A 25,954-nucleotide genomic window follows, 5' to 3' on the forward strand; every position below is an offset into this window, starting at 1 on the left:
TCTTCTACATGTCGACACGTCGACCTGTCGCTTCTGCTGCCATCCCCCGCACATCGACCCGCGCCTTCAGCCGGGCACCGAGCAGCGCTGTCCCGCTGATCTTGCGCTGGACGAACAGCGTTTCGACATGCGGTACGTGCCACGTCGCGCGATCGGCGGCGAGGGCCTTTGCCTCTTCGCGGACCACCGGCACGAAGGCGCGGTCGCCGAAGTCGAATGGGCCCGGCCGCGCCATCGCGTCGTCGATCGCGGCGATGATCCGGTCGACGGCGGCGCGGTGGGCGCGCACGGCCGCCGCGCCCAGGAACCCGGTTTCGACCGCCACGTCGCGGATCGTATCGCGGTCGTGGGCAAGGCCGGCGGCGATCAGGCGGGCATACGCATTGGCGGTGTCCGCCGGCACGCCCCGAGTCGCGCCGAAATCGAGCAGGACGATGCGCCTGCTATCCGCCTGCCAGCGGTAATTGGCGAAATTGGGGTCGGTCTGCATCTCGCCGAAGTCGAACAGTTCGCGCAGGCAAAGGTCGATCAGCGCGGTCATCGCGGCGTCGCGGGTCGGCTGTGGCGCGGTCGCCAGCCCCTCGATCGGGGTGCCGTCGATATAGTCCATCGCGAGGATGCGGGTGGTGGTCAGCGCCTCGACCGGGCGCGGCACGGCATAACGCGGATCGCCCGCCAACCGATCGGCATAGCGGCGCATCGCGTCGGCCTCGCGCGCGTAATCGGCTTCGTCGGCCAGCTGGCGCTTCGCCTCGGCGAGCAGGGGTTTGAGGTCCAGTTCGCGCGGCAACAGGTTCGACACGCGCAGCAGCGTGGCGACGTTGTCGACATCGGCATCGATGCTTTCGCGCACCCCGGGATATTGCACCTTGATCGCGAGGCGCCGGCCATCGGCCAGCTCGGCACGATGGACCTGCCCGATCGAGGCGGCGGCGATCGGGTTCGCGTCGAACTTCGCCAGCTTGCCGCGCCAGTCCGGCCCCCATTCGGCGATCAGCAGCTTGTCGAGCTGCGCCGGGGGCATGGTCTGCCCCTGGTTACGCAATTGCGCGAGGATGGTGGCGAGTTCCGGGGGCAACAGGTCGCCCGCGTCCATCGAGATCATCTGCCCTAGCTTCATCGCCGCCCCGCGCAGGTGCGACAGCCGGTCGGCCATGCGTTTCGCATTGGCAGGGGTGAGGATCAGGTCGCCCATGCGCGGCCGCTCCCCGCTGGCGATGCGGCGCGCGCCCTCGGCCAGCATCCCGCCCGCGATGCCGCCGGCAAGGCGTCCGAAGCCGGACAGGCGCGACAAACGGCCGCTGGGCACGGCGCGGCCGGGGCGAAGGGGTTCGTCGGTCATGGGAGTGGAGCGAGCGGGCGGGGTTGTGGTTCCGCCACGTGCCCGAAGGGGTGGGGGGAGCAAGGCCGGGCCGTCCGCGTTGGGTGACCATGCTGCTGTGGAGAGCCTATGTGGCGGACGATGTGCCGCCCCCCGACGACCGCGACCGGGCGCGGATCGAGGCGGCGATCGGCGGCCGCTTGCCCGATGCCTATTGGGCGCTGGTCGTGGCGCATCAGGGCAAGGTCCCCGAGGGAGGGGAGGGCGATCCACCGCCGATCGGCGTGCTGCTGCTGGCCAATGCCCCCGACCGCGTGGGCGATGGCGACCGCAGCTATTGCATCGAGGAGTGCTGGCGGGCGATGCGCGACTATTATCCCGCAGGGCTGCTGCCCTTTTCCGACGATACCGGTGGCGATGTGTGGGCATTCGATTTCCGCCTCGACCCCGAACGACCGGCGGTGGTGTTCATCGACCATGAGATCGAGGGCGAGGCGGGGATCACGCCCGTCGCGCCCGACTTTGCCGGTTATTGGGCACTGGTGACGGGCACGGCATGAGCGGGTTCGGCGACCTTGCCGCCGCCAGGGGGAGCGGAACGCCGTATGACGCGCTGGTCCCGGTGCCGGGGGCGCGGATCGCGGCGATCGCGCGCGACTGGCCGGGGGTGCCCGGCGATTTCCTGACGTTTCTCGGCACGATCGGCGCGGGCAGCCTGCGCGGTGGCTATCAGCTCCATGACGGCTTGGTCCCGGCAGGCGAGCTGTATGACAGCGACGCGGCGGTCGCGCTGTTCGGCGATGATCTGCGGGGGGTCGGCCACGGCTTCGCGCTGCCGGACGGGCAGGTGGTCGAACTGGATGCGACCGATGGCGGCGTCCGCCCGGTCGCGACGTCGTTCGCGGTATTCGTCCGCGTGACGATCGGCGAACTGGCATGATCGATGCGCTGTCCGACCTGCCGGCGCTGTCCGCACGCTGGCTCGCGCCGCTCAGGGACGATGATCCCGAACTATACGCCGAGCTGGCGGAAACGATCGTGATCGCGCCCGCCGTCCACCCGGTCGCGACCGGGCTGCCCGCCGGGGTCGATGCGGCGCTGGCGGTGGTCGATCTGTGCAGCAAGGAGATCGGCGCGTTCCGCTTCGCGCCGGCGGACGGTGCGGATGCCCGCGCGCGGATTGCGGCCCATGACGCGCGGGTGCGGCAGGATTTCGACACGGGCGCGGATATCGTGTTCGTCGGCGATCATGGTGCGGGGCCGGTGTTCGTGTCGCCACAGGGGATCGGGCTGCTCGACATCACCGCACGGCCGCGCATCCGGGCGTTGGCGCGCGACTTTACCGGGTTCCTGATCGCGCAGGCCAATGCCTTCGATGCGGAGAAGCGCTGTCTGGGGAAGGCGGCGGATCTTGCCGGTTATCATGCCGCCGCCGCCGCCTGCGCTGCGCTGCCGGGGATGGCGGGGGTGGAAGTCGCCACGATCTTCGATGCGCAGCGGTTCGGGTGATGCTGTCGCTGGCGCCCGACTACCACCTTTACGCCTATGGTTCGCCCGCGACGGCGGCGGCGATCGCGCGGGTTCTGGCGCGCTATCCCGCCCTGCCGCCCGGTTACCTGGCGATCATGGGCCGCGCGACCGGCATCGTGCTGTTGTGGCAGCGGCGCGGCGAGCTGCGGCTGTGGGGCCCGGATGAGGCGATCGGCATGGACGATGCCTATGGCGTCTCGGCCCACCTGCCCGGCGCAGTCGCGATTGGCGACAATGGCGGGGGCGAGCTGATCGTGCATGGCACGGGCATGGCGGGGTTGGGGCTATATCTGGTGGCGACCGGATCGTTGTTCCTCGACGACGACGCGCCATGGATCGCGCCCGACCTCATCACGCTGCTGGAACGCGGCGAGGGGGCGGACATCGTGTGCCGCAGCGATCCGATCGACCCGGACAGGCTCGGGCCGGCGCTGTTCGACGCGACGGCGAAGGGCTGACGGCGCCGCAGCCCGGCCAAGGCTGTGCACAGGGACGTACCGGACCCGTTGCCGTAACGGGATATTATACAAGCCAGGTTTAGCGCCGGCCGACTTACGTGTCGGGTATCATGATCGAAACACTGGATGGCCACTATGTCGAACTGCAGTCGAAAATCGACGCGATGCGTGCGCTGTGCCGTGCGGGCGTGCCCGATTGCGCGCGGCTTGCCCATGCCCGGCACCAATTGATGGCGATCAGCATGCGGCGATCCACCTATCTGAAGGACGTGGTGTTTCCGGCGCTCGGCGCGGCCGACCTGCCGGGCGTGGCGGCGGGGATCGCCGCGCTCGACCGCGATCTGGCGGAAAAGCGGGTTGCGGTCAGCGGCCATATCGCGGCCTGGTCGCTCGACCGGATCGCCGCCGACTGGGCCGGCTATCGCGCGGCATCGGCGCGGGTGGCGGCGGGGATCGCCGACCGGGTGCGGCGCGAACAGGCGCTGTTGTATCCGGCGCTGACCGCCCTGTCGTTGCGCCAGCGGCCATGAGCGGAGCGACGCCCGGTGCGATGGCCGGGGGCTATACCATCGACCATGACCCGGCCGCCCACCTGCTGACGATCACCAGCACGGGGTTCTGGTCGGTCGCGCTGACCACGCGCTTTGCGGCCGAATTGCTGGCGAAGGGGACGACGCTGCGGCTGCGCCACGGGGTCTTCTACACGCTGGTCGACCTGCGCGCCGCGCCGATCCAGCCCGCCGGGGTCATCGACACGCTGGCGGCGATGATGCCGCGCGCGCTGCAGCTGACTAGGGCGCCGATCGCCGCCGTCGCCGGATCGAATCTCGGCAAGATGCAGACCGAACGCTATCTGCGTGCACCCAACTGTCGCACCTTCCTCGACATCGACGAGGCGCGGGCGTGGATGCTGGCGGTCGGGCTGCCGAAATAGCGGTGGCGTTGCATCGTCCCCGCCGGTTGCTGCGTATTGTCCCCCATGTCCCCGACGCGAGGAGGAGCATGATGGGCCTGTTGCAACGGTTGCTGGGCGGGGGCGATACGCCGACGTGACGGGGAAGCATCGTAACGTGGAGCGGGTCGATCCGCCGCCATTACCAAACATGCTGGGGCCGCGCCGGGGAAGCCAGCTCGTTCAATCTGGGCCCCGTGTCCGAGCTTCCCGCGGACTTCGACGTGGTGGTGTTCCCGCCCCATGGCGAACGAGCCATGTGGACCTATGCGACGGTCGGCATGGCGCAGCCGGGCGACGACGCGCCGATCGAACTGCACCTATTCTCGCCCGATCGTTCGGAAGCGATCGCCGAGATCCTGTATGCCGTGGCGTATTATCATCGAACCGGAACGCGCCTCGGCCTGGGCGACAGCGTGAATTTCGGTCGTCCGTGGTTGCCGGGAGCGACGTGCGATCATGGGCTGATCGCGTTGCCGTATCTCGATGGACCGGAACTGGAGATCGGGACGATCGGCAGGGATACGGTTCACTTCTACTGGCTGGTGCCGATCACGGCGGCGGAGAAGGCGTACAAGGCGCGGCACGGGCTGGAAGCGCTGGAGGCGCAGTTCGAGGAGGGCGGCCTAGACTATTGCAATCCGGCGCGACCATCGATGGTATAGCGCTGCATGTCCGCGTGCCACGTGAAGGGAGGGGAGCATTGATCGACCTTCACGCTTCCGACGCGGCCATCGCCGAATATGTGTTTGCCCGATATCGGCATCTGTCGCCGGCGGCGTCGCCCGGATTACGCGGCCGCATGGCGGGTGACGAGTCCGGTCGGGGCAGCGTCGGCGACCGGGGGGATGTGCAGTCCTGGCTTACCACGCCGCACGACATGCTGTCGCCGGAAGACGCCGATGACCGGGCGCAAGGGGCGCTGCTGGGGTTGGCGATCGGTGATGCGGTCGGCACCACCTTGGAATTCCAACCGCGTGACGCGCGCCATGTCGAGGACATGGTTGGTGGTGGCCCGTTCCGACTGGATGCGGGGCAATGGACCGACGATACCAGCATGGCACTGTGCCTTGCCGATGCGCTGTTGGCCGATCGCAGGTATCAGCCGCGCACCTTCGCCCGCCTCCTCGTCCGCTGGTATCGCGAGGGGTATAACGCATCGAACGGGCGCTGTTTCGACATCGGCAACGCGACCCGTACCGCGATCGAAGGGCACGAGGCCGAGGACGGCCGGTGGCAGGGCAATGCCAGCGATCACACCGCCGGGAACGGATCGCTGGTGCGCGTCGCGCCGGTCGCGATCGCGGCGCGGAGCGCGCTGGACGTGACGTGGCGATTGTCGGGTGGGCAAAGCCGCGCGACCCATGCCGCGTTGGAAGCGATCTCTGCCTGCCAGCTGTTGGGAATGCGCCTGCATCACGCGCTGCGCGGTGCCCCGCGCGCGGTCGTGATGTCTCCATGGATCGCCACGCTCAGCCCGCGTGCCCAGATCATCAACGCAGGCGAATATAAGCACAAGACACGCGATCAGATTCGGTCGTCGGGCTATGTGATCGATACGCTGGAGGCGGCGTTATGGGCGGTATGGCATGGCGAAACGTTCGAGGAAGCCGTGCTGCTGGCAGCCAATCTGGCCGATGATGCCGACAGCGTGGCGGCGGTGGCGGGGCAGCTGGCCGGGGCGATCCACGGACTGCGGGGTATTCCCGAACGCTGGATGGAACAGGTGACCCTTGGGCGCAGGATCGCGCAGCGTGCGACGCAGCTGTCGGCATTGGAGCTGGGGCATGTAGCGGACCGTCCCGGTCGATGACGGCGGGGCCGGGGCGCGACCTGTCTATCGCCGAAATTCCGGATGCAAGCGGAACGGTGCGCTTTCGATATGCGCGCTATCTGGCCGAGACCGGGGATCGGTGGGTCCGGCACGGGCCGTTCCTGGCCTATCATCCCGACGGCACGCCAGCGTCGCGCGGGACCTATGACCATGGGCGCGAACAGGGGGCGTGGCAGGATTTCCATCCGAACGGCCAGCTGGCGGCCGAGGGTGCCTATGACAAGGGCGAGAAGGTCGGTGCATGGTGCTACTGGCTGGCGGATGGTACGCCGCAGGAATGACCGACTGGCCGTTCGCCGATCCGCCCGATGTCGCCGTGTTCACAACGCGGGCGATCGTCGAGGATGGGGCGTGGATCGCATCCGTGTTACATGACGTGGAGGACGGCGCATGGCAGTTTCACGATGCCGGCCCTGAATCGGCGGACATGGCGGAGGCGCGGGCCGTGTCGCTGCGCAATATCGTCGAACGCGACCCGGCGATGCGCGATATTCTCGACCTGCCATTGGGTGGATATGCATCGCGGGGGGCGCGCCCGGCAGTCCATGGGACCGGGACCGGTGCTGACCATGATCGGGCCTATTGATCCTTCCTGAAACCAGGTTATCCCTTTTGCATTGATTGTTCCCATAAAAGGGATAACGCTCGCGCCCATGTTGGACCTGAGCGCGCAGCAGACTCGGCAGCTGATCGATTGCGAGCAGCTTTACGCGACGTATCGCGACACGATCCGCGAGCTGGCCACGCGCTATGCCGGGTCGATGGCGTGGAAGACGGTCAAGGAGCGGACCTATCTGTACCGCAAGACCGATGGTGTCTGGAAAAGCCTGGGGGGCGAGGACGATCGTACGCGCGAAGCCCATGCCGCCTTCCATGCCGGGCGCGATACGTTACGCGACCGGCGCGACCGGCTCGACCAGCGGTTGCGCGAAATGGCGCCGGTCAACCGGGCGCTGCGTCTGGGCCGGGTGCCGGTCATGTCGGCGCGGATCCTCCGCCGGCTCGACCGCGAAGGGATGCTGGGCCGAGGGCTGAAGATCGTTGGGACCCATGCGCTCTACGCCTACGAAATGATGGGCGGGGTGCAGCTGGGCGCGGAGGCGATGACCACGATGGACATCGACATCCTGTACGATGCGCGCCGATCGTTGAAGATCGTGGGCGATATGCGGGCGGACGGGCTGATCGGATTGTTGCAGCGACTGGACGGCAGCTTCCACGCCACCGCGCCGGGCAGTTTTCGGGCGGTCAACGATGCGGGCTATATGGTCGACCTCATCACCCCGACGACGCGCTTTCCCGCCGAGGCGCGGTCCCTGGCGCGGATCGGCGATCCGGCCGACGACTTGGTGGCGGTGGAGATCGCCGGGCTGGCGTGGCTGGAAAACGTGCCGGTGGTCGAACGGATCGTCATCGATGAACGGGGATTGCCGCTGTGGATGGCGGTGCCCGATCCCCGCGCGTTCCTCTGCCACAAGCTGTGGATTGCCAAGCGCGAGGATCGCGACGTGATGAAGCAGCGCCGCGACCGGCTTCAGGCGGAGACGCTGGCCCGGATGCTGGCGACGCGGTTGCCGGCGATGCGGATCGACGATCCGGCGCTGGCCGCCGTGCCGAAGGCACTGCGCGAACCGGGTGCCGCGCTGCTGGCGTCGTTCGCCGGGGGCGATGTGGCGGGGTGGGACGATTGATCCCACGCCCGCCGCGCATCCCTCAGAACGACGCCGACACCGTCACCCCGTACGTGCGCGGATCGCCGGGCTGGCCGACGATCAGGCCGGTATTGCCCGACTGGGTCGCCAGCAGCTCATAGTAATTCTGGTCAAAGGCATTGCGCAGCCACAGGAACGCGTTCCATCCGTCGTCGGCGCGGTAGCCGAGGCGGAAATTGGCGATGCTGTAGCCGTCGATATAGGTGTAGGCCGAGGGCGACGGGTTGGACGAGAAGCGCGAGCGATAGCTGCCGTCGAAGCCGAGATAGGTATTGCCGTCGGTCGTGCCGATCTTTGCCGGCAGGGTGTATTCGGCGCCATAGCTGAACGCCCATTTCGAGATGCCGGGCAGCCGCTGCCCCGACACATCGCAGGCGGTCGGGCTGATCCCGCCGGGGGTGCCCGGCGCGCTGGGGCTTTGCCCCGCTGCCGCTGCCGTGCCACCGGCCAGTTCGGGCGGGCAGGGGGCGTCGACGAAGCGGACGTACTTCGCATCGGTGTACGCCGCGTTGGCATAGAGGTTCAGCCGCTCGGTCGGGCGGAAGGCGGTGTCGAGCTCGATGCCGCGCGTGCGCACCGCCTCGGCATTGGCGAGGTAGCCGCGCAGCACGCCGAGCTGGCCGTTGGTCACCGTCGCCTGATAATCGCCGATATCGGTCCAGAAGGCGGCGAGGTTGGCGGTGATCCGCCGGTCGAACCACTGCGTCTTTACGCCCAGTTCGTAATGGTTGACCCGTTCGGGCTTAACCTGCGCGGCCGCCAGGATCGGGTTGTTGTTGGCATCGAGCGGCAGGCCCGACAGGTTGATCCCGCCCGATTTATAGCTGCGGGCATAGGTCGCATAGGCATGGACGTCGCGCGCCACGTCATAGGCGATGGTGACGTCGCCCGACACGTTCCAGTCGTCGAAATCCGGACGGTACGACTGCGGCGCCAGCACGCCGCAGCGGTCGCGCGTCACGCTGCTGGCGGCCTGCAATGCCGCCGAACAGTTGAGCAGCGCACCGGTGCCGGTGGTGACGACCGAGACGTAATCGCCGGTCTTCTTGTCGTAATTCACCCGCACGCCCGGCGCGATCGACAGCGCGTCGGTCAGGTGCCAGGTCAGCTTGCCGAACACCGCCGCGCTGGTGTTCGAAAAGCCGATCGTGTTGCGCGCGGTCAGGCCGTTGAGCACCGCCGGGTTGCACGCATTGGCCGTGGCGGTGGCGCAGCCATTGCTGCCGAAGGGCGGGTTGCCGGGATTGAGCAGGAAGCGCGACGCCGCCGGCCCCTGTACCTGCAACCCCTGCGTATCGATCGTCTGGTGGAAATAGAACAGGCCGGCAACATAATCGACGGCGCGCTTGCCGTTCGACGCGATGCGCAGTTCCTGGCTCCACTGGCGCTGCTGCGACGGGTTGGCCGACACGGTGGTGATCGGCAGGCCGGTGAAGTCGCGGTCGTTCGACGGGTCCCAGTTCCAGAAGCGCCACGCACTGACCGAGGTCAGCGTCGCCGCGCCCAGATCGAGATTGCCGACCAGCGAGACGCCGCCCAGCTCCTGTCGTGCCCTGAGCGGCGTGTCGAGGTCGGTCAGCCGGTCGAACGCGTCGGTCGAGGGCGCCCGATAGCCGAACGCGCCGGCCAGCGCGGCATATTGGCGGGCAAGCGGGCGCTGCGTCGTGCCGGTGCGGACATAGATCTGCGCGCAGCAATCGGGGTTCTGATGCCCGTAATCGCCGTAGAGCGTGATATCGAGGTTGGCGGCGGGCTTCCACAACAGCTGCCCGCGCACGCTCTGGTTATCCTGCGCATTGGCATAGCCGCCCAGCACCGTATTGCGGATCGTGCCCCGCCGCGACGTGACCGAGGCGGAGATGCGCGCGGCCAGCGTGTCGCCGACGAGCGGGCCGGAGGCGGACGCCTTCGCCTGGATGAAGTCGTAATTGCCGGTGGTCAGCTCGACGCGTGCTTCGGGGGTGAAGCTGGGCTTGCGCGTGGTGATGTTGATCGCGCCGGCGGTGGTGTTCTTGCCGTACAGCGTGCCCTGCGGCCCGCGCAGGATTTCGATGCGTTCGGTGTCGGTGAAGTCGAACGTCGCGGACGCGATGCGGCTGTAATAGACGCCGTCGACATAGATGCCGACGCCCTGTTCGATGCCATCGTTGGTCAGCCCGAACGGCGCACCGAGGCCGCGGATGTTGGCGGCCGAATTGCGCGGGTTGGTCGAATAGAATTGCAGCGTCGGTTGCAGCTGGGTCAGGCGGTTGACGTTGTACGCGCCCGTGTCCGCCAGCGTCGTGCCGCCGATCACCGACATCGCGATCGGCACCTGCTGCACGGTTTCCGCACGCCGCCTGGCGGTCACGACGATCTCGCCGGTGGCGGCGGGGGCAAGGCGGCCGGTGTCGGCGCGGGCGTCCTCCTCCGGTGCCTGTACGACCGGTTCGGGGGGCGGCGATCCTTGCGCGGCGACCTGCGCCAGAATCAGCGCCAACGACAATGCCATGCGTAATCTCCCTGTCTTCGCTAGGAGAATGGCGCAGGGCTATATGTCCAGCAACAGCGTAGGAATTTAGCGCGCCCTAGTTTGGCTTGTAGCCGACCCCGATCCGACGGTGCGCGCCGGCCCGCCGGGCGAGCAGACGACGGACATGGGTCAGTGCGGCGCTATCGTCGGCAAACGCGCGCACCAGTCGTTGCCCCGCGCGCCCGATCCGGCCCCATTGCGTCTCGACGAGCAGCATCCCGAACAGGTCGCGATAGACGACCACGCGCCAACGCCGTGCGATCCCCCGTGCGGGATTGCGGGCGGTCAGCTCGATGGGCACGAAGGGCAGCTCCATGGACCCGTTATCGCGCGGGCGCACGGGCGTGTCGCATGGATTGTTTGAATCAATGCGACACGGTTCGATCGATCGGGTGAATCAAAAGCTGCGCGTCAGCCCGAATTCGCCATAGGCGCGACGATAGTCGAAGATCGCGACCGTCGACTGGTTGCGTTCATATCCGGCGCGCAGGGTCGGCGCAAAGCCGCGTACCGCCCATTGGCGCAGGATCACCCCGCCGCGCGCGGACAGGAACCGTTCCCGCCGCTTGTCGAGAAACAGGAAATTGCGTTCGTCCCCGATCAGCCGCCGCACCGTGGCCGATGCGAACAGCGTCATGCGCCCCATTTCACGCCAGCCATAGACCAGCGGGCCAAAGGCGGTGGAGGCATAGCTGGGGTCGGTCGCATCCTGTCGCGTGACGCCGATGCCGATCGCGAAGCCTGTGCGGGCGGACAGCGCGTGTTCGACGCTGACATTGCCATCGTACAGCGTCCCGTCCTGCAACGGGTTGCGGCGATAGCGGATCGTCCCCCGACTGACATTGGTCGACAATTGCGTCACCCGGTCGACCTGGTGCAGCCATTCGCCGGTGATCGATCGGCTGTCGGCAAAGGCTTCGCCGCCATACCATCGTCGGGTTACGCCATAGGCGGCCGACAACTGGTCCCCGCTGCCCCGCCATTCGCCCCCCAGCAATGCCGATGCCAGCACGTCGTTCGTGCGTCCGCCGCGATACAGGTCGGCCGATCCGCTGGTCCGTGCGGTCAGCGACAGCCGATCGGTCAGCGGCTGCTTGGCAAAGCCCGATCCGCGCAGCCGGAGGCCGATCCCCGACGTTTCGCGCGCATCCCCGCTCAGCAACAGCGGTGCGATCACCGTGTCGAGCGTGCGCGACTGCGTGCCGCGGTTGATGTTGGTATCGGGGGCCAGCGTCGCTTCGAGCGAACCGCCGATGCGTTTCGGGCTGCGCAGCGCGCGGGAGAATTGCGACACCTGTTCGGCGACTTCGGCGGGCAGGCCACCGGCTTGCGCCAGGCGCAACTGCCGCCGGGCGCCCGGTTCGTCGCCGATCTGCGCCAGCATCGCCGCCAGTTCGATCCGTACCCGCCCCGCCTGCGGCTTGTCGTCCAGCAGCCTGCGATAGACCTGCGCCGCTTCGCGATAGCGGTGCAGGCCCGCCAGCAGCTGTCCCTTGCGGAACCGCGCCTCGCTGCGCACTTCAACATCGGGGTCCTGTGACAGCGCGTCGTAGAGCTGCAGCGCCTCTTCGGTGCGGCCGCCGTCCGCCGCCTGTCCGGCCAGTGCGAACAGGTCGACGGCATCGACGCGCCGCTCCTGTGCGGGAGCGATCCCCGGCGCGCAGGCCGTGGCGACCGCCAGCAGGCCCGCAACCCAACGCTGTCGCATCGTCACTGCTTCTTTGCGACCATCGCCCCGTTGACGATCATGTTGGCCCCGACCCCATCGGGAATGCGCAGGCGAAAGATGCCGGCGGCTTCATCGGCGGCAGGGCCATAGAAATTGACGAGCATCGCGCCGATCGACTGTCCCGACCCGCGCCGGATGTCGGCGACACCCGACGAACTGTAGCTGAAGATCTTTCCACCGAAATCGAAGCTGCCGAATTCGATTGGGGTCGACCCGTTGCGTCCGGTCAGCGCCAGTGCGCCCGACATCGATTGACTACCGAAATCGACATTCAGGCGCGACGTCCCGGTCACGTCGTAGAAGGTGCCCTGCTGATCGGCCGCTGCACCATAAGCGACGCCGGCATAGCTGGCGGTGCCGGTGCGGTTGGCGAACAGGCCGCTGGGCGTGGCGAAGCCATAGATGAAGAACGAGCGGTTGGTGTCGGTCGCGAACGGATCGTCATTGCGGAACGACGTCTGCTTGCCGAAGCTGGCATAGGTCAGCGCCAGTTCGCGATTGTCCGATCCCGTCTTGTACAGTTCGAGCCGGGTCGGCTGATCGGCGATCGTGCGGGCATAGGTGGTAAAATTGGCGTTCCCGTCGACGATCGAGGTGACGGTATAGTCGCCGCCGGCTATCCCCGAAGTGGGCGGGCCATAGCTGACATTGCCGCTGGTCTTGTCGGTGAACTGCGACCGCGACACGCCATAGCCGATGCTGCCCGGATAATCCGACACATAGGGAGCGGTGCCGTTGCGCGGCGCGCGAACCGTCAGCGTGGTGGTATCGGCATAGAAGAGCTGCGGCGTGACCAGTCGCGCCAACGACAGGTTGACCGCATTGAGGCTGGTGTCGCTCTGCCCGGTCATCGCGCCGTTGAACGCGCTGCCGTCGCTGGCCGAGCCGGAGAAGCTGGCCCCCAGTTCGCTGGCGTTGGGACCATAGAAGCGCCCGGCGAGCTTGCCCCCGATCTGGCGCGAACCCGAACTGTAGACGATGTCGCCGCCAAAGGTGCCGTCGGTCGCGGCAAGCCGCCCGCCGCCGACCAGGTCGATCCCGCCGCCGACGGCGCCCTTGCCCGATACCAGCCCGGTTCGCACGACCGAGGTCGAGGTCGAGAAGATGCCGTTGATGAAATCGACGTCGAACCGTCCCCGGCCCTGAAAGCTTTCGGGTTCCTCGCCTGGCACCGACGACAGGCCGAGGACATCGGTCGCGAAGCTGCCCGTGCCGGTGCGCGGCATTCCGCTGGCCGGCGTATCGAGACCATAGGTGAAGGCGGTGTAGCGCGTATCCTGCCGCCCATCGGAGCGCACGTTGCGCTGCAGATAGCCCATGCCGACATAGCGGTTGCTGATGCTGCCGTTATAGGGCGTCGTCACCAGCGTCAGCCTGCTGGATTCATTGCCGTTCGTCCGGACATAGCGGGTTTCGCCGGGCGCCGAGGTCGCCTGCTTGTCAGCCGCGCCGAAGGTTTCGGAAAAGCTGCCGCCCGAAATGGTGTAGCTGCCGCTCGCCGCGTCGTAGCGGACGGTCAGCGGCGTGCTGGCGGCGCGGCCGGAGATGGTCGTGTTCGAGACGGTATTGAACGACACGTCGCTCTGCGTCGCGTCGTTCGCGAAGCTCTGGCTGGCCTGCAGGTCGGTGATCGTCGTGTTGGTGGATGCCGGGGCGGGAGCCGGGGTGGACACGATCCCGCCGGCACCACCGCCACCGCTGCATGCCGCCAGCGGCAGCGTGAGCGTGGAAATCCAGATACGGAACCGCATGTTATTCGCCCCCCAGCATTTTTTCATGGCCTAGCGGGCGGCGGGGGAAAGGGACAGCCCTTATCGCTCCCTTAACGGTGCCGCCGCAGCCGGGCGGCATGGACGACCTCCACGGTGCGGCCATGGCCGCGCCATCCGGCGCGCACCATCTGCCCAACGCGCTTGCCGTGCAGCAGCAGCGGCAGCGCGAGCAGCGCCAGCGGCAGGAAGGCGAGCGCCAGCAGCGATCCGTCGAGCGCGGGCGCCATCGCGCATGACAGCGCGAGCAGCGCCAGCCCGGCCGCCTTCCACCGCAGGTCGCGGCGGGTCATGGCGCGCTGTCCCCATCGGCGATGACCCGCGTAGCGGCTGCGGCCAGCGCCGCCGCCATGCCGGTCGCATCGGCATCGCGCCCGCCATGCCACAGCAGCAGGTCGGCGGGGGCCTCCGCCTCCTGCAACAGCGCGCCGCGCATGTCGGTCATGTCGAAGGCGAGGCCGATCGCCGGGTCGTGCATCCGCGCCGCGGCGGCGCGGGCGCGGCCGATCATCGCCGGCGACCCGTCGATGCCGCGCCCCTCGATCGCGGTGAAGCCCATCGCGCGGGCATGGCGCGCGACCTCGATCAGCAGCGTGCCGCAGGCGCAATCGGCATCGACGATCCGCACCGCATGGCGATGGGCGTCGCGCAATGCCTGCAACGCAGCGACGATGTGCGGCCAGCGCGGGTCGGCGCGCACGGCGCGGCGAATGGGTGCCGGGCGCGGCGCGATGCGGTGCGCGGCGGGAGCGATGCGGGCGGCGGTCCTCATGCCGCCACCCGTTCGCCATCGGTCAGCGGCGCAAAGGACACGAACGGCACCAGCGGCGCGGTCGCCATGCACAGGCAGGCATGGTGCATCCGGCATTCGCCGCGGGCATAGCCGATCGCGGCATCGCGCGACACGAACCGTCCTTCGAGACGGTGGCCGCTGTCCTGCACCAGCCAGTGGCCGGCGGCGTCCTGCCCGACATAGATGGTCGCCGGTTCGTCGGGCTCCGGATTGGGTTCGCGTGACATGCAATCGGTCTTCCAAAGGTCGGGCGTCCTGCACCCGCCACCGTCAGCTATGCCCCGCCGCATTGGGTTTCGAGAGCGATTCCAGGGAATTGCATAGCGCGCGCATAGTGACCGGGCGCGATTATGCCGGCGCTATGCGAAAGGCGGAAATCGCTCTCGTCTTGCTATGCCGCGCCCGATAGCTGGTGTGCCACGTTTGCAAGGGAGACGTGGCATGGAGCAGTGGCTGACCCGCCGGGGCGACCTGGCCTTGCGCCTGATGGGGCTGGTGTTGCTGATGGTGGCGGGGGCGGCGCTGCACTGGCTCTACGCGCTCCACGTGCCGCCGCAATCGGCGGGGTTGCTGGCGTACGGGCTGGGTGCGGTCACCTATGTCGGGGCGAGCAGCGGCGCGGCGCTAGTGATCTTGGGGCGGCATCTGTTCGACGAGGTGGCGGTGAGTGCGCGCTGGGGGCGATAATCCTATCGAATCTAGCGTATATTTCGAAGATATACGCCAACAGGTATATTGTCGGAATATGCGGGATGGCGTATAGTATCCCCATGTCCCAGCTTGCGCGCACCCCCGGTCAATTCGGCGAAGCGCTGCGCCGCGCCCGGCTGTCGCGCGGGTGGAGCCAGACGCAGCTGGCGCAGCAGGCCGGGTTGCGGCAGGCGACGATCTCGCAGATCGAGAACGGCTATGGTGCCACCCGGATCGACACGCTGTGCGCGGTGCTGGCGGCACTCGACCTCGAACTGATGGTGGCCCCCCGGACCCGCAGCGGGCCAGAGGATATCGAGGACCTGTTCTGATGCCGCGCCGGCCGGCGCGGGCGCCGCTCAACGTGTTTCTCAACAATCGCCAGGTCGGGCGGCTGACGCGGCAGGCGAGTGGGGCGATCGAATTCGCCTACGCCGAGGACTGGCTGGCGCTGCCCAATGCGATCCCGGTGTCGCTGTCGCTGCCGCTGCGTCCCGGCGGCTATCATGGCGATCGGGTGCTGGCGGTGTTCGAGAACCTGCTGCCCGATTCCCGCCCGATCCGCACCCGCGTCGCCGAACGGGTGGGGGCCAAGGGAACCGATGCGTTCAGCCTGCTGAGCGAAATTGGCCGCGATTGCGTCGGCGCGTTGCAGTTCGTGCCCGACGATATCGAGCCGCCTGATGCGATGGGTGTGACCGGCGTGCCGGTCGACGATGCGGAGGTCGCCGCGATCATCGCCGACCTGGCGCGCGCGCCGCTGGGCCTCGACCGCGATGCCGCGTTCCGCATCTCGGTGGCGGGGACGCAGGAAAAGACCGCGCTGTTGTACCATGAGGGGCGCTGGATGAAGCCGATCGGCACGACGCCGACGACGCATATCCTGAAACCCCGGATAGGCGCGTTGCCGAACGGCATCGACCTGACGGACAGTGTCGAGAATGAATATTACTGCCTGAAGCTGCTGGCGGCGTTCGGCCTGCCGGTGAATGCGGCGGAGATCGTGCGCTTCGGCGATGCCGCCGTACTGGCGGTCGAGCGCTTCGATCGGCGCTGGACCCAGGATGGGCGGCTGCTGCGCCTGCCGCAGGAGGATATGTGCCAGGCGCTGTCGGTCCCGCCGACCGCCAAATATGAAAGCGAGGGTGGGCCGGGGATCGTCGACGTCGCCAGGCTGCTGGCGGGCAGCGACGATCCGGGGGGCGACCGACGGACGTTCCTGAAGGCGCAGATGCTGTTCTGGCTGATCGGTGCGACCGATGGTCATGCCAAGAATTTCAGCATCTTCCTGTCGCCCGGCGGGCGGTTCCGCCTGACCCCGCTCTACGACGTGCTGACCGCGCAGCCGAGCCTTGCCGCCGGCCAAATCGAGCGCAGACAGTATAAGTTGGCAATGGCGGTAGGGGTGTCGCGCAAATATCGCATCGGCGACCTGCACGGGCGGCATTTTGTCGAGACCGGCCGCGCCGCTGGATTGTCGGCGGCGGCGGTCGAAGCGGCGATGGACGAGCTTTGTGCCGGGTTCGATGCGGCCTTTGCGACGGTGGAGGCCGGGCTGCCGGCGGGCTTCCCGGAAGCGATCCATGCGGCGGTGCTGGCAGGGGCAAGGGAGCGGCTGTGCCAGTTGCGGCCGGGGGTGTAAGCGGCGAGGGTTCTCGACCGACGCTTCTCGACAGGCTCGAAGCTGCTCGAACCGAACGGGGTGGGGGGGCAGTAGCATCCCCCCTTCGTCACCCCGGCGCAGGCGGGGGTCTCCCTGTGGCGGGCGTAACCTGTCCCAACGGGGAGATCCCAGCCTGTGCCGGAATGACGGACGTCAGCGCCCTTTCAGCGCCGCCGCCTCGCCCGCCGCATCCAGCGGGTCGCCGGCGGCCATCGCCTGCGCCTGTTCCAGCACCGCCGCCATCGGCGATCCGGCCTGGGCATAGGTGGTGGTGGTGGCCACCGCACCGCCCTGCAGCGCCTGCACCCGCCATGGGCCGCTGTCGCCGGCACAGGCGATGCCGCCGGTGGTGCCGGTTTCGAACGTGCGGCACAGCGCGCCGGCGCGGTCGTGGAAGGTGATGCCGATCCTGACCGGCGCCTGCGCCCCCTGCGTCGAGGCGAGCTGCGTGTCGAGCGCGCGGGCAAGGCTGCCTTGCGCGACCGCCGTGCCGCCTTCGAACCCCAGATCGCTGCCCGACCGCGGCACCAGTTGCCCGAGCAGCAGCCCGGCGACGAGGCTGGCGGCGACCGCGCCCCACCAGCGCTGTGGCTTCGGCGCGGGTTTGCGGGTCGGGAAGGGCACCACATTGTCGGCGCGCGCGAACAGCGCCTCGACCCCGGCGGGCATCGGCTGTGTGTCGAGGCCGGCGAAGCCGCCGCGCAGCCGGGCGGTCAGCGCGCGGTGGCGCTCGACCTCGGCGGCGAGCGATGGATCGTCGGCCATCGCCCGTTCGACGCGCTTCGCAGCGATCGGGTCCAGCTCGCCATCGGCATAGGCGGCCAGCGTTTCGGGATCGATCGTCATGCCGCTTCCCCCAGATGCCCCAGCAACGCTTCCCGCCCGCGCACCAGGCGCGAGGTGAGCGTGCCGATCGGAATATCGAGGATCTCCGCCGCCTCGCGATACGCAAAGCCCTCCACCATCACCAGCGCGATCACCTCGCGCTGTTCGGGCGGCAATTTGCCCATCGCCCGGCCGATATTGTGCATTTCCACGGTCATTTCCTGTTCGCCCTGCCGTCCCACGGCGTCGCCTGCCTCCGGTGGCACGAAGGTCTCGCGCCGCCGTGCCTGTGCCCGAACCGTGTCGATCCACAAATTGCGCAGGATGCGGATCGCCCATGCATCCAGCTTGGTGCCGGCCTGCCACTGGTCGCGGCGGGTGAGCGCGCGTTCGACCGCCGCCTGCAACAGGTCGTCGGCATCGGCGGGGTTGCGGGCGAGCGCATGGGCGACACGCCGCAGCCGGGGCAGATGCGTCAGCAATTCGTTTTCGAAGCGCAACGGTGTCCTTTCGGGCTTCGGGGATGAAACGGATGGCGTCGCCCGTTTCATCCGGCATGGCGCACGAAAAACCTAGCTGCGATTGGATTCGCCGGGTGATGTCGGCGGGGACGCAAGGCGCGGGCAGGGAAGGCGGAGTGTGATGACAGGATCGAAATTCCTGCGATGCGTGGCATTGGCGCTGGCCCTGCCGACGGCGGCGTCGGCGCAGTTGCTGCCACAGGTGCCGCAGCTCCCCCAGCTGCCCGGTCGGGTAGGGGAGGCGGTGGGCGACCTTCGCGGCGCGCTCCCGATCGACGATGCGGTGGCCGATACGCGCCAGCTGGTGCGGCAGTCGGTCGCGCGCGCCCGCGACCTGGCGCGGCGCTTTCCCGACCGGATCGAGCTGGACCGCGACGATAATCCCGTCCGCGCGGGCGAGGTGACGCTGGCCGATCCCGATCCGGCGCTGCTGGCGCTGGCGCAGCGCGCGGGGTTTTCGGTAATCGTGAACGAACGCTATGACGATCTCGGCATCGGTTTTGCCCGGCTGCGTGCGCCGGCCGGGTTGTCGGCGGTCGCGGCGGCGCGGGTGCTGGGCAAGATCGCCGGCACCGACCGGGTGACGCTGGACCCGCTGTACAGCGCGAGCGGGGAGGTCGTGCCCGCCCGCATCCCGGCGGAGGCCGGGGTACGGGGCGGGGATGGCCCGGCCCCCGGCACCGGCGGCAAGCGTATCGGCATCATCGACGGCGGGGTTTCGGCCGGCACCGCCGGCCTTGCCGCGCAACAGGGCTTTGCCAGCGGCGCCCCGCGCGCCAGCGACCATGGCATGGCGGTCGCCTCGCTGCTGACCGGCGGCGGCGGGATCAGGGCCAGCGCGCCCGGCGCGGCGCTGCACGTCGCCGACGTCTATGGCAGCGACCCGGCGGGCGGCAGCGCCAGTGCGCTTGCCCGCGCGCTGGCGTGGATGGTGCAGACCAAGGTGCCGGTGGTGGTGATGAGCCTTGCCGGCCCCGACAATGCGCTGCTCGGCCGGTTCGTCGCGGCGGCGCGGGCGCGGGGGACCGTCGTCGTCGCGGCGGTCGGCAATAACGGCCCCGCCGCCCCGCCGGCCTATCCCGCCAGCTATCCCCAGGCGATCGCCGTCACCGGCGTCGACGGGCGCGGGCGGGTGCTGCTGGAGGCGGGGCGGGCCAGCCACCTCGACTATGCCGCACCGGGGGCGGACATGCTGGCGCTGAACGCGGCGGGACAGGCGCTGGGCGTGCGCGGCACATCGTTCGCCGCGCCGCTGGTCGCCGCGCGGCTGTCGGCGGTGTGGGGCGGGGATGCGGCGGCGGCGATGAAGGCGCTCGACCGCGAGGCGAAGCGCGGCGGCCGCACCGGGCGCGGCGTGCTGTGCGGGGCGTGCCGGACGCCGGTGCGGTAGGGATAGATCGGTTTCGGAGGCAACTCCACCGCAGCGCCCTTCCGCCCGCTTCCCCGAGGATTATACGTTTCGGTAGGGAAACGGGGGAAGGCACATGACATTCTGGATGGGCGCGTTGGCGCTGCTCGCGTCGGGCACCGCACAGGGGCAGACCTGCGAACTGCATATCTGGCCGAGCGAAACCTATCGCGGTATGAAGATGAGCGGCCTGGGGATGTTCGGCGGGGCCCTGGGCGGGGTGATCGATCAGGCGGCGAACAAGGGCAAGGTCGCGACGATCACCGATCGGATGCACGACGACCTGTCGCCCGAAGCGCAGGTGGCGGCGCTGCGTGCCGCCGATGCGGCGGGGATGCTGGGCCTCACCGGCTATACCATCGTCGTCGAACCGGCGGTGCCGTCCGATGCGGCGGCCAAGGCCGATCCGGCGGTCAAGCAGGCGCTGCGCACGATGCAGGCCAGCCTGAAGGCGGGCAGGCGGCTGAGCGCCGCCACCACGCCCTGCTATGCCGAGCTGGTCGGGGGTGAGCTGTTCTACGTCAGGAAACCGCTGGTCGGCACCAACCTGTTCGCCAGATGGACCTTTCGCGATTTCGGGCGTGATGGTGGCGCCAGGCCGCGCAGCTTCCCCGGACAGGTGAAGAACCCGCTGGCGATCTTTCCGGCGAAAACGCCCGATCAGGCCGACGCGGCAAAGGCCAACCTGCGCGACGCCTATGCCCGGGGATTCGCGGAATATGTCGCGAAGAAGGTGCGCGGCGCGTCGGCGGTGACGGCGGCGCGATAGGGGGCGTCGCACTTCCCCGCCGAAAAAAATCGCACTCATCGGGATTAAAGCGAAACCGGCACCCGTTCTCCTTCCCGAAGCGCCCCTCGCGGCGCACGAACGCAGGAGAACAGCGATGAAGACCATGTTCCTGATGGGTGCGGCGCTTGCCGCCGCGATCGCGACCCCCGCCTCGGCCCAGCTGCTGGGCGGTGGTGGTGGCGGCGGTGGGCTGACCGGCGGGCTGGGCGGGAGCCTGAGCGGTGGGATCGGCGGCAACCTCGGTGGCAATATCGACCGTACCGTCGCCCCGGTTCGCGACCGCGCCGACACCACCGCGCGCACCGCGCGGCGCGGCGGCGGCGAGGTGACCACCGAACGGCAGGTCGACCGGCGCAGCGGCCGGGTGCGCGGCGGCGGATCGGCACGCGGCGACGGCGCGGTCGACGGCACCGCCCAGGCGCTGGGCGGCACGATCGGCGGTTCGGGCAGCGGATCGGGCAGTGCAGGTGGCAGCGTCGATGCGCAGCTGATCGGCACCGATGCCGTCCGCGACACCGCCGGCGCGGCGCGTGACCGGGTTCGTCGCGGCGTCGCCACCACCCGCGACCGGGCGGCCAGCACGGTCGGCACGGCCCGCGACCGGGCGCAAGGCGCGATCGGTCAGGTTCGCGACGGTGCCGGCACCCTGACCGGTGCCGCCAGCGGTAGCGCCTCGGGCATGGCGAACGGCGCGGTCGGGGGCGGCTCCGCCTCGGGCAGCGGATCGGGCGAGGGCGCGCTGTCGCTGATGGGCAGTGGCGCGATCCCCGCACTGAACCCCGGCCAGACCGTCCGCGACGCAAAGGGCGAAGCGATCGGCCGCATCCAGTCGATCCGCCGGGGTGCTGCCGGCCGGGTGGAATGGGTGACGATGGCCGTCGGCAAGCGCGTCGCCACCCTCCCGGCCGACAACTTCACCGTGCAGGGCGACGTGCTGGTATCGGCCATGGGCGAAGGCCAGGTAAAGCGCGCGGCGAAGGATCAGGCGGAGTAACGGCCCGACGTGACCACAGTTTTTCATCAAGCGGCAATCAGAGACCGTTATCGTTGACCAGCTGCATGTTTCCTGGGCCAGCTTTCAGCCGGGAAATTTCAGGTATGAAGGATGGTCTTGGAAGCGGGGCGAGCGATGAAGAGGTCGAAGTTTTCGGAGGCGCAGATCGTCTTGGTGCCGAAGCAGGCCGAGGACGGCACGAGCGTTGGTGAGGTGTGCCGCAAGACCGGGATTAGAGCGGTTTCCGATCAGTCTGCATCGTAGCCAGCGTTGGCGAAGTAGTTGGCGCACTCATGCGGGGGGTAGAGATCGAGGATGCGGCCGATGGCGTCCCACATGCCGTGAATGGTGCGCTCGGGGGCCTTGCGCAGATGGACCTTCAGCTTGGAGAAGGCCTGCTTGATCGGGTTGAAGTCAGAGCTGTAGGGCGGGAGGAAGAGCAGGCTCGTGCCCGCCGCTTCGATGGCGTGGCGTGCGGTGGACGCCTTATGGCTCGACAGGTTGTCCATGATGACGATGTCGCCGGGTAAAAGATCGGGCACCAGCACCTGGCGGACATAGGCAACGAATGCATCGCAGTTGATCGGGCCGTCGAGCACCATCGGCGCCACCATGCCGGTGCGGCGTAGGCCGGCGACAAGGGCCGTCGTCTTCCAGTGTCCACAGGGCACGCCCGAGCGCAGCCGCTCGCCGCGTCGGCAGCGACCATGGCGACGTGCCATGTTAATGGACGCCCAGGTTTCGTCGATGAAGATCAGGCGTTCGGGATCGAGATCGAGCTGGCCATCGAACCACTCTTCCCAGCTCTTCAGGAGGTCGGGGAGGTCCTGTTCGGTGGCATGCACTATCATTTTTTGTGCCTGATCCGATGCTGGTCGAAGAGCCGCCACAGCGTCTCGATCCCGATGGGCGTGCCGCGCTCGGCGAACAACGCCCGCAACCCCACCAGCGTGATGTCGTCCTTCGCCTCGATCGCGCCTAGGATGAAAGTCGCATGTGCGTCGATCCGGCCCGCGCGACGGTCGCCGCCCTGCGGCTTGGCTGCCAACGTGCCGTGCCAGACGACCCACTGCCGCCAACGGATCGCGCTCGCTGCGCTCACCCCGAACCGCGCTGCCGCAAATTAACACGACATCCCGCCATCAATCGCGGCGACCACCCGCTTCCGAAGATCCTGTGACAGCACCAGCGGCATCCTGCTGGCCGCCTAACCTAGCCCGGAGCCTGAATCAGAAAACCTCGCCCGTGTGAATCCTCAACGATTCAAAAGGAGCGGAAACCCCTCTAGGGTCAGGACCCATTGATATGGGGATCGCGATCTGATTCAGGCTCTGCGAGGAGACCCGAATGAGCGACCTTTTTTGGCTGACGGATGAGCAGATCGAGCGGCTGCGGCCGTTCTTTCCCAAAAGCCATGGCAAGCCGCGCGTCGATGACCGGCGGGTGCTCAGCGGCATCGTCTTCGTCAACCGCAACGGGCTGCGCTGGCGAGACGCGCCAAGCGCGTATGGTACTCACAAGACGCTGTATAACCGGTGGAAGCGCTGGGGCGAGCGAGGCGTCTTCACGCGCATGATGAAGGGGCTGGCGGCGGTCGATGCGGAGCCCAAGACCTTGATGATCGACGCGACCTACCTGAAGGCGCACCGCACGGCATGGCATCAAGCCTGCGGGTTAAAAAGGGGGTCTCGGCCGCCTGATCGGGCGCACCAAAGGCGGCATGAACACAAAGCTCCATGCCATCGCCGACGCGAGCGGGAGGCCCTTGAGCTTCTTCATGACCGCAGGCTAGGTCAGCGACTACACCGGGGCGGCTGCGCTGCTCGATGACATGCCTGCGGCACAGTGGCTGCTCGGTGATCGCGGCTACGACGCCGACTGGTTCCGCGACGCTCTCCAGGGCAAGGGCATTCAGCCCTGCATACCGGGTCGCAACCCGCTACGATCGCTGCCCGACCGCCTTCTTCTCCGCCATCGCCCTCGCTGCCACCATCATCTTCTGGCTGTAATCAACGAGTCCTGACCATAGCACCAAGCATCATTATCCTATATGATAATTCTTTCCGACATACCACCGAATAGCAATTCAACCGGTATCTTCAGCTATGAATGGCGAATAGGGCGAACGCCAATTGCAATAGCCGATTATTTCTAAAATTTCTTTCTATGAGCTTTAGATATTATTGCGAATGCAGTCATTTGCGTGACGGACTTCGTGCTTCCATTTAGAAGAAACTTCGCAGTTTTAAAGCGCTCTACAATAAAATAATGCATCGCGTAACATGAAAATATAGTAACCAACACTATTGTTGAATAGGAAAAACCTGCCTTCCCATATAATTCTTGGCCTACGCATATTGCTAAAGCAATAAATACAAAATGGGTAACATATAATGTGTACCCTGCGCGTGCCAAAAACTTATAAAAAGAGTTGGTTTTTTTCATGCTATAAGCAAACTGTACTATCAAAATAGATAGTATTGGAGCTAATATCGCTCTAGTCGTGATTTCAAAAATGTTCTCTGAGTAAAACGGGCTTTCGTAAGTTTCCCGATTTAGTATAAATATAGGATATTTTGCAGAAACTATAAATATAGCTACAAAAGCTAATATTAATAAAATTATATATTTATAATTTATTCTTGATACAATGTTATGCTCTACTGGGGATTTTGCTATCTCGACACCCCAAAAATAGAATATTGAATAATACGGCATTGCTAAAAATGTTGCCGAGAAGTCACGTATTAATCTTTCGATTATTAGATTTTCTTCTAGCTTTGCAGCTAAGCCTATCCCGCTTGCCTGCAGTAGCAGTCCTAAAAACGAGAAAATCATAATATATGCTATATGTGGGCGGTTAAATACTTTATTAAAAAAGATATTTCCTGCGTATCTTTCATAGTAAAAGCCATGAAGTATGCTACAACCTAGCAGTACAAACAAGAACCAGAAATGCATCACAGGTGGTTGATACCAGAATCTTACATTTTCTGGATTAATACCTGTATTTATACGATGCAATATTAGCCACAATTGATTGAGTACCAAAACCCCAAAGATCGCTGGCACCGCAAGCTGCAATGAGCGCTCTTTAAGCCACAGATTTCTTCCTCTTTTCGAGAAAGAAATCTGCGACAAAATACCAGATATCAGGAAAAATGTTTCCATCCGGAATTTACGTGTCACAACACCAACCCATTCGGATGGATGGCCTGCTAAAGAAGCATGCAAAAAAACACCCATGAGCAGCAAAATGCTGCGCCAAAGGTCTAGCCCTCTAATACGACTAACAAATGCAGGCTCTACTTTCAATTCCTATAACCTTACACAGTCGACGAATAGGATTGCAGTGGCAGCTTATCGCCCAAGCTATCACGAACCCCTTGCAACGGTTCTGTAACAGAAAATATTGCATAAGTGTACTCTAAGTTTACGCCGTTCCGCTTTTCGTGCTGCACAATAAACGATCTATTGGATTCTTTATACACATTGTTAATTTGATACTGTTTTCCGTTTGCGTAAAATACGAAAGCAGTCGTAGCTTGAATTATTTCAATATCTTTAGTCTGTTCGCTTTGAATAAAGAACCTTGTGCTTGAATCGTCTATGGTTTCTACTCTGCCAATATTTGGTCCAATATATGGCTCTGTATTGTTTAGATATGAAATGATTCGCTTACCAAACCGGGTACCTGATGTAATCTGACTTTGCTCTGTTTGATGTAGTCCATCAAAAGTTGCCAGATCGTATGTCGAAAACCCTATTTTTACGGTAGAATCATCGCGAACTAGTAACAGTTCAGCCGTACGCTGCCATCCCAACTGTTGAATTTGTACAATATCACCAGCTCTAACATCTTGAGATGTGCCGATAAATACTGGAAGTTGTGGATATCCCGTCTCTTTGCGTATCGCCGAAACGAGGCTCTTATATAAATCGACCTGCGTTTCCGTGTTCTTTATTATACGTGCGCCGGCGTCATTTCTGCCTAGTTGGATAAGTGCGCAGTCAACTCTGTCGAGAAGCTTTATTTTTGCAACCAACGCAGCGCGTTGGGGAGATTCCGAACTGGCCCATGCAGCCAGCGTGGTGCCTCCTATGCCCCCACCTACGAATCGTACCGGGCGCCCGGTAGCGGCATGAATCAACGCGCCAGCAGTTTTGCCAAAAGCTCCCCTTATCAGCGGGCTAAAGCTTCCATCGGGATTAAGAATACTCACCGGAGCGTCCGATGCAGGTCCGTCGTACAGTTCGAGATATTGCTGAGCACTACTGGAACCCGCAACCGCAATGGTGAACGGTGCATTATTCGTAGGCGTAGGCGTAGGCGTGGGCGTGGGCGTGGGCGTGGGCGTGGGCGTGGGCGTGGGCGTGGGCGTGGGTGTAGGCGTGGGAACTTGTACTGTCCCCCCTTCCTTGCTTCCTCCACACCCCGAAAGTAGAATAGCGC

29 protein-coding genes and 3 pseudogenes are annotated in these 25,954 nt (G+C 65.9%); 19 read left to right on the plus strand and 13 right to left on the minus strand.

Annotated features, from left to right (window positions below; genetic code table 11):
- Positions 1–4: 4 nt before the first annotated feature.
- Complete coding sequence (locus tag ASE67_RS17015; RefSeq protein ID WP_055764082.1) at positions 5–1,342, minus strand: ABC1 kinase family protein; 1,338 nt, start codon at positions 1,340–1,342, stop codon at positions 5–7.
- 89 nt (positions 1,343–1,431) lie between these two features.
- Here ASE67_RS17015 and ASE67_RS17020 point away from each other — a divergent pair, with 89 nt between their 5' ends.
- From ASE67_RS17020 to ASE67_RS17070, 11 genes are all read left to right on the plus strand, one after another.
- The gene (locus tag ASE67_RS17020; protein ID WP_055764083.1) at positions 1,432–1,881 is read left to right on the plus strand and encodes an SMI1/KNR4 family protein; all 450 of its coding nucleotides are present in this window, start codon (positions 1,432–1,434) and stop codon (positions 1,879–1,881) included.
- Positions 1,878–2,261 carry a hypothetical protein gene (locus ASE67_RS17025; protein WP_055764085.1) on the plus strand — a complete coding sequence of 128 codons (384 nt, stop codon included), beginning with the start codon at positions 1,878–1,880 and terminating at the stop codon, positions 2,259–2,261. Before ASE67_RS17020 ends, ASE67_RS17025 begins: the two co-directional genes overlap by 4 nt.
- Positions 2,258–2,830, plus strand: a complete 573-nt coding sequence (locus ASE67_RS17030; protein WP_055764088.1) for a hypothetical protein — start codon at positions 2,258–2,260, stop codon at positions 2,828–2,830. The genes ASE67_RS17025 and ASE67_RS17030 overlap by 4 nt, the downstream gene beginning before the upstream one ends.
- Positions 2,830–3,309 (plus strand): hypothetical protein, encoded by a 480-nt coding sequence (locus tag ASE67_RS17035; RefSeq protein WP_055764090.1) that lies wholly within the window; start codon positions 2,830–2,832, stop codon positions 3,307–3,309. Before ASE67_RS17030 ends, ASE67_RS17035 begins: the two co-directional genes overlap by 1 nt.
- Before the next feature lie 110 nt (positions 3,310–3,419).
- Positions 3,420–3,839 carry a hypothetical protein gene (locus ASE67_RS17040; RefSeq protein WP_055764092.1) on the plus strand — a complete coding sequence of 140 codons (420 nt, stop codon included), beginning with the start codon at positions 3,420–3,422 and terminating at the stop codon, positions 3,837–3,839.
- Positions 3,836–4,243, plus strand: a complete 408-nt coding sequence (locus ASE67_RS17045) for a hypothetical protein (RefSeq protein ID WP_156348689.1) — start codon at positions 3,836–3,838, stop codon at positions 4,241–4,243. Before ASE67_RS17040 ends, ASE67_RS17045 begins: the two co-directional genes overlap by 4 nt.
- A gap of 215 nt (positions 4,244–4,458) precedes the next feature.
- Positions 4,459–4,926 (plus strand): suppressor of fused domain protein, encoded by a 468-nt coding sequence (locus ASE67_RS17050; protein WP_156348690.1) that lies wholly within the window; start codon positions 4,459–4,461, stop codon positions 4,924–4,926.
- A gap of 38 nt (positions 4,927–4,964) precedes the next feature.
- Complete coding sequence (tri1, locus tag ASE67_RS17055; RefSeq protein WP_055764099.1) at positions 4,965–6,074, plus strand: ADP-ribosylarginine hydrolase Tri1; 1,110 nt, start codon at positions 4,965–4,967, stop codon at positions 6,072–6,074.
- Positions 6,071–6,376, plus strand: a complete 306-nt coding sequence (locus ASE67_RS17060) for a toxin-antitoxin system YwqK family antitoxin (protein WP_055764101.1) — start codon at positions 6,071–6,073, stop codon at positions 6,374–6,376. Before tri1 ends, ASE67_RS17060 begins: the two co-directional genes overlap by 4 nt.
- Positions 6,373–6,681: a hypothetical protein gene (locus tag ASE67_RS17065; protein WP_082457229.1), complete on the plus strand. Its 309-nt coding sequence runs from the start codon at positions 6,373–6,375 to the stop codon at positions 6,679–6,681. Before ASE67_RS17060 ends, ASE67_RS17065 begins: the two co-directional genes overlap by 4 nt.
- A gap of 67 nt (positions 6,682–6,748) precedes the next feature.
- Positions 6,749–7,786 carry a GSU2403 family nucleotidyltransferase fold protein gene (locus tag ASE67_RS17070; protein ID WP_082457230.1) on the plus strand — a complete coding sequence of 346 codons (1,038 nt, stop codon included), beginning with the start codon at positions 6,749–6,751 and terminating at the stop codon, positions 7,784–7,786.
- 22 nt (positions 7,787–7,808) lie between these two features.
- Here ASE67_RS17070 and ASE67_RS17075 read toward each other — a convergent pair whose 3' ends face one another.
- From ASE67_RS17075 to ASE67_RS17105, 7 genes are all read right to left on the minus strand, one after another.
- Positions 7,809–10,298 carry a TonB-dependent receptor gene (locus tag ASE67_RS17075; RefSeq protein ID WP_055764103.1) on the minus strand — a complete coding sequence of 830 codons (2,490 nt, stop codon included), beginning with the start codon at positions 10,296–10,298 and terminating at the stop codon, positions 7,809–7,811.
- Positions 10,299–10,374: 76 nt separating this feature from the next.
- On the minus strand, positions 10,375–10,635 hold the full coding sequence (locus ASE67_RS17080) for a WGR domain-containing protein (RefSeq protein WP_055764105.1): 261 nt from the start codon (positions 10,633–10,635) through the stop codon (positions 10,375–10,377).
- A gap of 81 nt (positions 10,636–10,716) precedes the next feature.
- Positions 10,717–12,027 (minus strand): surface lipoprotein assembly modifier, encoded by a 1,311-nt coding sequence (locus ASE67_RS17085; RefSeq protein ID WP_055764107.1) that lies wholly within the window; start codon positions 12,025–12,027, stop codon positions 10,717–10,719.
- Between the two features lie 2 nt (positions 12,028–12,029).
- The gene (locus tag ASE67_RS17090; protein ID WP_055764109.1) at positions 12,030–13,799 is read right to left on the minus strand and encodes a transferrin-binding protein-like solute binding protein; all 1,770 of its coding nucleotides are present in this window, start codon (positions 13,797–13,799) and stop codon (positions 12,030–12,032) included.
- A 71-nt stretch (positions 13,800–13,870) separates the two neighbouring features.
- Positions 13,871–14,110, minus strand: a complete 240-nt coding sequence (locus tag ASE67_RS17095) for a hypothetical protein (RefSeq protein WP_055764111.1) — start codon at positions 14,108–14,110, stop codon at positions 13,871–13,873.
- The gene (locus tag ASE67_RS17100) at positions 14,107–14,589 is read right to left on the minus strand and encodes a hypothetical protein (RefSeq protein ID WP_055764112.1); all 483 of its coding nucleotides are present in this window, start codon (positions 14,587–14,589) and stop codon (positions 14,107–14,109) included. Before ASE67_RS17100 ends, ASE67_RS17095 begins: the two co-directional genes overlap by 4 nt.
- Complete coding sequence (locus ASE67_RS17105) at positions 14,586–14,837, minus strand: hypothetical protein (protein WP_055764114.1); 252 nt, start codon at positions 14,835–14,837, stop codon at positions 14,586–14,588. Before ASE67_RS17105 ends, ASE67_RS17100 begins: the two co-directional genes overlap by 4 nt.
- 214 nt (positions 14,838–15,051) lie before the next feature.
- On the opposite strand from ASE67_RS17105, the gene ASE67_RS17110 reads away from it, so the two are divergent.
- The 3 genes from ASE67_RS17110 to ASE67_RS17120 all read left to right on the plus strand — a co-directional run bounded on the left by ASE67_RS17110 (position 15,052) and on the right by ASE67_RS17120 (position 16,942).
- A complete protein-coding gene (locus ASE67_RS17110) occupies positions 15,052–15,297 on the plus strand; it encodes a hypothetical protein (RefSeq protein ID WP_055764116.1) in 246 nt (81 codons plus the stop codon).
- A gap of 83 nt (positions 15,298–15,380) precedes the next feature.
- Positions 15,381–15,632: a helix-turn-helix domain-containing protein gene (locus ASE67_RS17115; protein WP_055764118.1), complete on the plus strand. Its 252-nt coding sequence runs from the start codon at positions 15,381–15,383 to the stop codon at positions 15,630–15,632.
- Positions 15,632–16,942 carry a type II toxin-antitoxin system HipA family toxin gene (locus ASE67_RS17120; protein ID WP_055764120.1) on the plus strand — a complete coding sequence of 437 codons (1,311 nt, stop codon included), beginning with the start codon at positions 15,632–15,634 and terminating at the stop codon, positions 16,940–16,942. The genes ASE67_RS17115 and ASE67_RS17120 overlap by 1 nt, the downstream gene beginning before the upstream one ends.
- A gap of 174 nt (positions 16,943–17,116) precedes the next feature.
- On the opposite strand, the gene ASE67_RS17125 is transcribed toward ASE67_RS17120, so the two are convergent.
- Together ASE67_RS17125 and ASE67_RS17130 are read right to left on the minus strand one after the other, a co-directional pair.
- Entirely contained in the window at positions 17,117–17,809 is a 693-nt protein-coding gene (locus ASE67_RS17125; RefSeq protein ID WP_055764122.1) for an anti-sigma factor family protein, read from the minus strand.
- Positions 17,806–18,288: an RNA polymerase sigma factor gene (locus ASE67_RS17130; RefSeq protein ID WP_055764124.1), complete on the minus strand. Its 483-nt coding sequence runs from the start codon at positions 18,286–18,288 to the stop codon at positions 17,806–17,808. The genes ASE67_RS17125 and ASE67_RS17130 overlap by 4 nt, the downstream gene beginning before the upstream one ends.
- Positions 18,289–18,430: 142 nt before the next feature.
- Between ASE67_RS17130 and ASE67_RS17135 the strand changes: the two genes are divergently transcribed.
- The 4 genes and pseudogenes from ASE67_RS17135 to ASE67_RS18680 all read left to right on the plus strand — a co-directional run.
- Entirely contained in the window at positions 18,431–19,699 is a 1,269-nt protein-coding gene (locus tag ASE67_RS17135; RefSeq protein WP_082457231.1) for a S8 family serine peptidase, read from the plus strand.
- A 94-nt stretch (positions 19,700–19,793) separates the two neighbouring features.
- Positions 19,794–20,486, plus strand: coding sequence for a hypothetical protein (locus ASE67_RS17140; protein ID WP_055764128.1), 693 nt, complete (start codon positions 19,794–19,796; stop codon positions 20,484–20,486).
- A 115-nt stretch (positions 20,487–20,601) separates the two neighbouring features.
- Positions 20,602–21,501: a hypothetical protein gene (locus ASE67_RS17145; RefSeq protein WP_055764130.1), complete on the plus strand. Its 900-nt coding sequence runs from the start codon at positions 20,602–20,604 to the stop codon at positions 21,499–21,501.
- 135 nt (positions 21,502–21,636) lie between these two features.
- Positions 21,637–21,735, plus strand: a pseudogene (locus tag ASE67_RS18680) (transposase); the annotation flags it as partial.
- A gap of 14 nt (positions 21,736–21,749) precedes the next feature.
- On the opposite strand, the pseudogene ASE67_RS17905 reads toward ASE67_RS18680, so the two are convergent.
- Positions 21,750–22,696: pseudogene (locus tag ASE67_RS17905) on the minus strand (IS630 family transposase).
- 152 nt (positions 22,697–22,848) lie between these two features.
- Here ASE67_RS17905 and ASE67_RS17910 point away from each other — a divergent pair.
- Positions 22,849–23,510: pseudogene (locus tag ASE67_RS17910) on the plus strand (IS5 family transposase).
- A gap of 142 nt (positions 23,511–23,652) precedes the next feature.
- On the opposite strand, the gene ASE67_RS17915 reads toward ASE67_RS17910, so the two are convergent.
- Both ASE67_RS17915 and ASE67_RS17920 read right to left on the minus strand, forming a co-directional pair.
- The gene (locus tag ASE67_RS17915; RefSeq protein ID WP_156348691.1) at positions 23,653–24,816 is read right to left on the minus strand and encodes an acyltransferase family protein; all 1,164 of its coding nucleotides are present in this window, start codon (positions 24,814–24,816) and stop codon (positions 23,653–23,655) included.
- An 11-nt stretch (positions 24,817–24,827) separates the two neighbouring features.
- Positions 24,828–25,724, minus strand: a complete 897-nt coding sequence (locus tag ASE67_RS17920; protein ID WP_200922252.1) for an SGNH/GDSL hydrolase family protein — start codon at positions 25,722–25,724, stop codon at positions 24,828–24,830.
- Between the last annotated feature and the right edge of the window lie 230 nt (positions 25,725–25,954).

Origin of the sequence: Sphingomonas sp. Leaf23 (assembly GCF_001421585.1) — a bacterium.
Lineage (GTDB): Bacteria > Pseudomonadota > Alphaproteobacteria > Sphingomonadales > Sphingomonadaceae > Sphingomonas.

What these genes read in the sequence shown, in the direction of transcription:
- ASE67_RS17120 (WP_055764120.1), top strand. Translation starts at nt 15,632, where the DNA reads ATGCCGCGCCGGCCGGCGCGGGCGCCGCTCAACGTGTTTCTCAACAAT.
- ASE67_RS17070 (WP_082457230.1), top strand. Translation starts at nt 6,749, where the DNA reads ATGTTGGACCTGAGCGCGCAGCAGACTCGGCAGCTGATCGATTGCGAG.
- ASE67_RS17030 (WP_055764088.1), top strand. Translation starts at nt 2,258, where the DNA reads ATGATCGATGCGCTGTCCGACCTGCCGGCGCTGTCCGCACGCTGGCTC.
- ASE67_RS17100 (WP_055764112.1), bottom strand. Translation starts at nt 14,589, where the DNA reads ATGAGGACCGCCGCCCGCATCGCTCCCGCCGCGCACCGCATCGCGCCG.
- ASE67_RS17095 (WP_055764111.1), bottom strand. Translation starts at nt 14,110, where the DNA reads ATGACCCGCCGCGACCTGCGGTGGAAGGCGGCCGGGCTGGCGCTGCTC.
- ASE67_RS17135 (WP_082457231.1), top strand. Translation starts at nt 18,431, where the DNA reads ATGACAGGATCGAAATTCCTGCGATGCGTGGCATTGGCGCTGGCCCTG.
- ASE67_RS17060 (WP_055764101.1), top strand. Translation starts at nt 6,071, where the DNA reads ATGACGGCGGGGCCGGGGCGCGACCTGTCTATCGCCGAAATTCCGGAT.
- ASE67_RS17125 (WP_055764122.1), bottom strand. Translation starts at nt 17,809, where the DNA reads ATGACGATCGATCCCGAAACGCTGGCCGCCTATGCCGATGGCGAGCTG.
- ASE67_RS17025 (WP_055764085.1), top strand. Translation starts at nt 1,878, where the DNA reads ATGAGCGGGTTCGGCGACCTTGCCGCCGCCAGGGGGAGCGGAACGCCG.
- ASE67_RS17075 (WP_055764103.1), bottom strand. Translation starts at nt 10,298, where the DNA reads ATGGCATTGTCGTTGGCGCTGATTCTGGCGCAGGTCGCCGCGCAAGGA.
- ASE67_RS17015 (WP_055764082.1), bottom strand. Translation starts at nt 1,342, where the DNA reads ATGACCGACGAACCCCTTCGCCCCGGCCGCGCCGTGCCCAGCGGCCGT.
- ASE67_RS17045 (WP_156348689.1), top strand. Translation starts at nt 3,836, where the DNA reads ATGAGCGGAGCGACGCCCGGTGCGATGGCCGGGGGCTATACCATCGAC.
- ASE67_RS17115 (WP_055764118.1), top strand. Translation starts at nt 15,381, where the DNA reads ATGTCCCAGCTTGCGCGCACCCCCGGTCAATTCGGCGAAGCGCTGCGC.
- ASE67_RS17105 (WP_055764114.1), bottom strand. Translation starts at nt 14,837, where the DNA reads ATGTCACGCGAACCCAATCCGGAGCCCGACGAACCGGCGACCATCTAT.
- ASE67_RS17140 (WP_055764128.1), top strand. Translation starts at nt 19,794, where the DNA reads ATGACATTCTGGATGGGCGCGTTGGCGCTGCTCGCGTCGGGCACCGCA.
- ASE67_RS17065 (WP_082457229.1), top strand. Translation starts at nt 6,373, where the DNA reads ATGACCGACTGGCCGTTCGCCGATCCGCCCGATGTCGCCGTGTTCACA.
- ASE67_RS17035 (WP_055764090.1), top strand. Translation starts at nt 2,830, where the DNA reads ATGCTGTCGCTGGCGCCCGACTACCACCTTTACGCCTATGGTTCGCCC.
- ASE67_RS17080 (WP_055764105.1), bottom strand. Translation starts at nt 10,635, where the DNA reads ATGGAGCTGCCCTTCGTGCCCATCGAGCTGACCGCCCGCAATCCCGCA.
- ASE67_RS17090 (WP_055764109.1), bottom strand. Translation starts at nt 13,799, where the DNA reads ATGCGGTTCCGTATCTGGATTTCCACGCTCACGCTGCCGCTGGCGGCA.
- ASE67_RS17020 (WP_055764083.1), top strand. Translation starts at nt 1,432, where the DNA reads ATGCTGCTGTGGAGAGCCTATGTGGCGGACGATGTGCCGCCCCCCGAC.
- ASE67_RS17040 (WP_055764092.1), top strand. Translation starts at nt 3,420, where the DNA reads ATGATCGAAACACTGGATGGCCACTATGTCGAACTGCAGTCGAAAATC.
- ASE67_RS17145 (WP_055764130.1), top strand. Translation starts at nt 20,602, where the DNA reads ATGAAGACCATGTTCCTGATGGGTGCGGCGCTTGCCGCCGCGATCGCG.
- ASE67_RS17085 (WP_055764107.1), bottom strand. Translation starts at nt 12,027, where the DNA reads ATGCGACAGCGTTGGGTTGCGGGCCTGCTGGCGGTCGCCACGGCCTGC.
- ASE67_RS17110 (WP_055764116.1), top strand. Translation starts at nt 15,052, where the DNA reads ATGGAGCAGTGGCTGACCCGCCGGGGCGACCTGGCCTTGCGCCTGATG.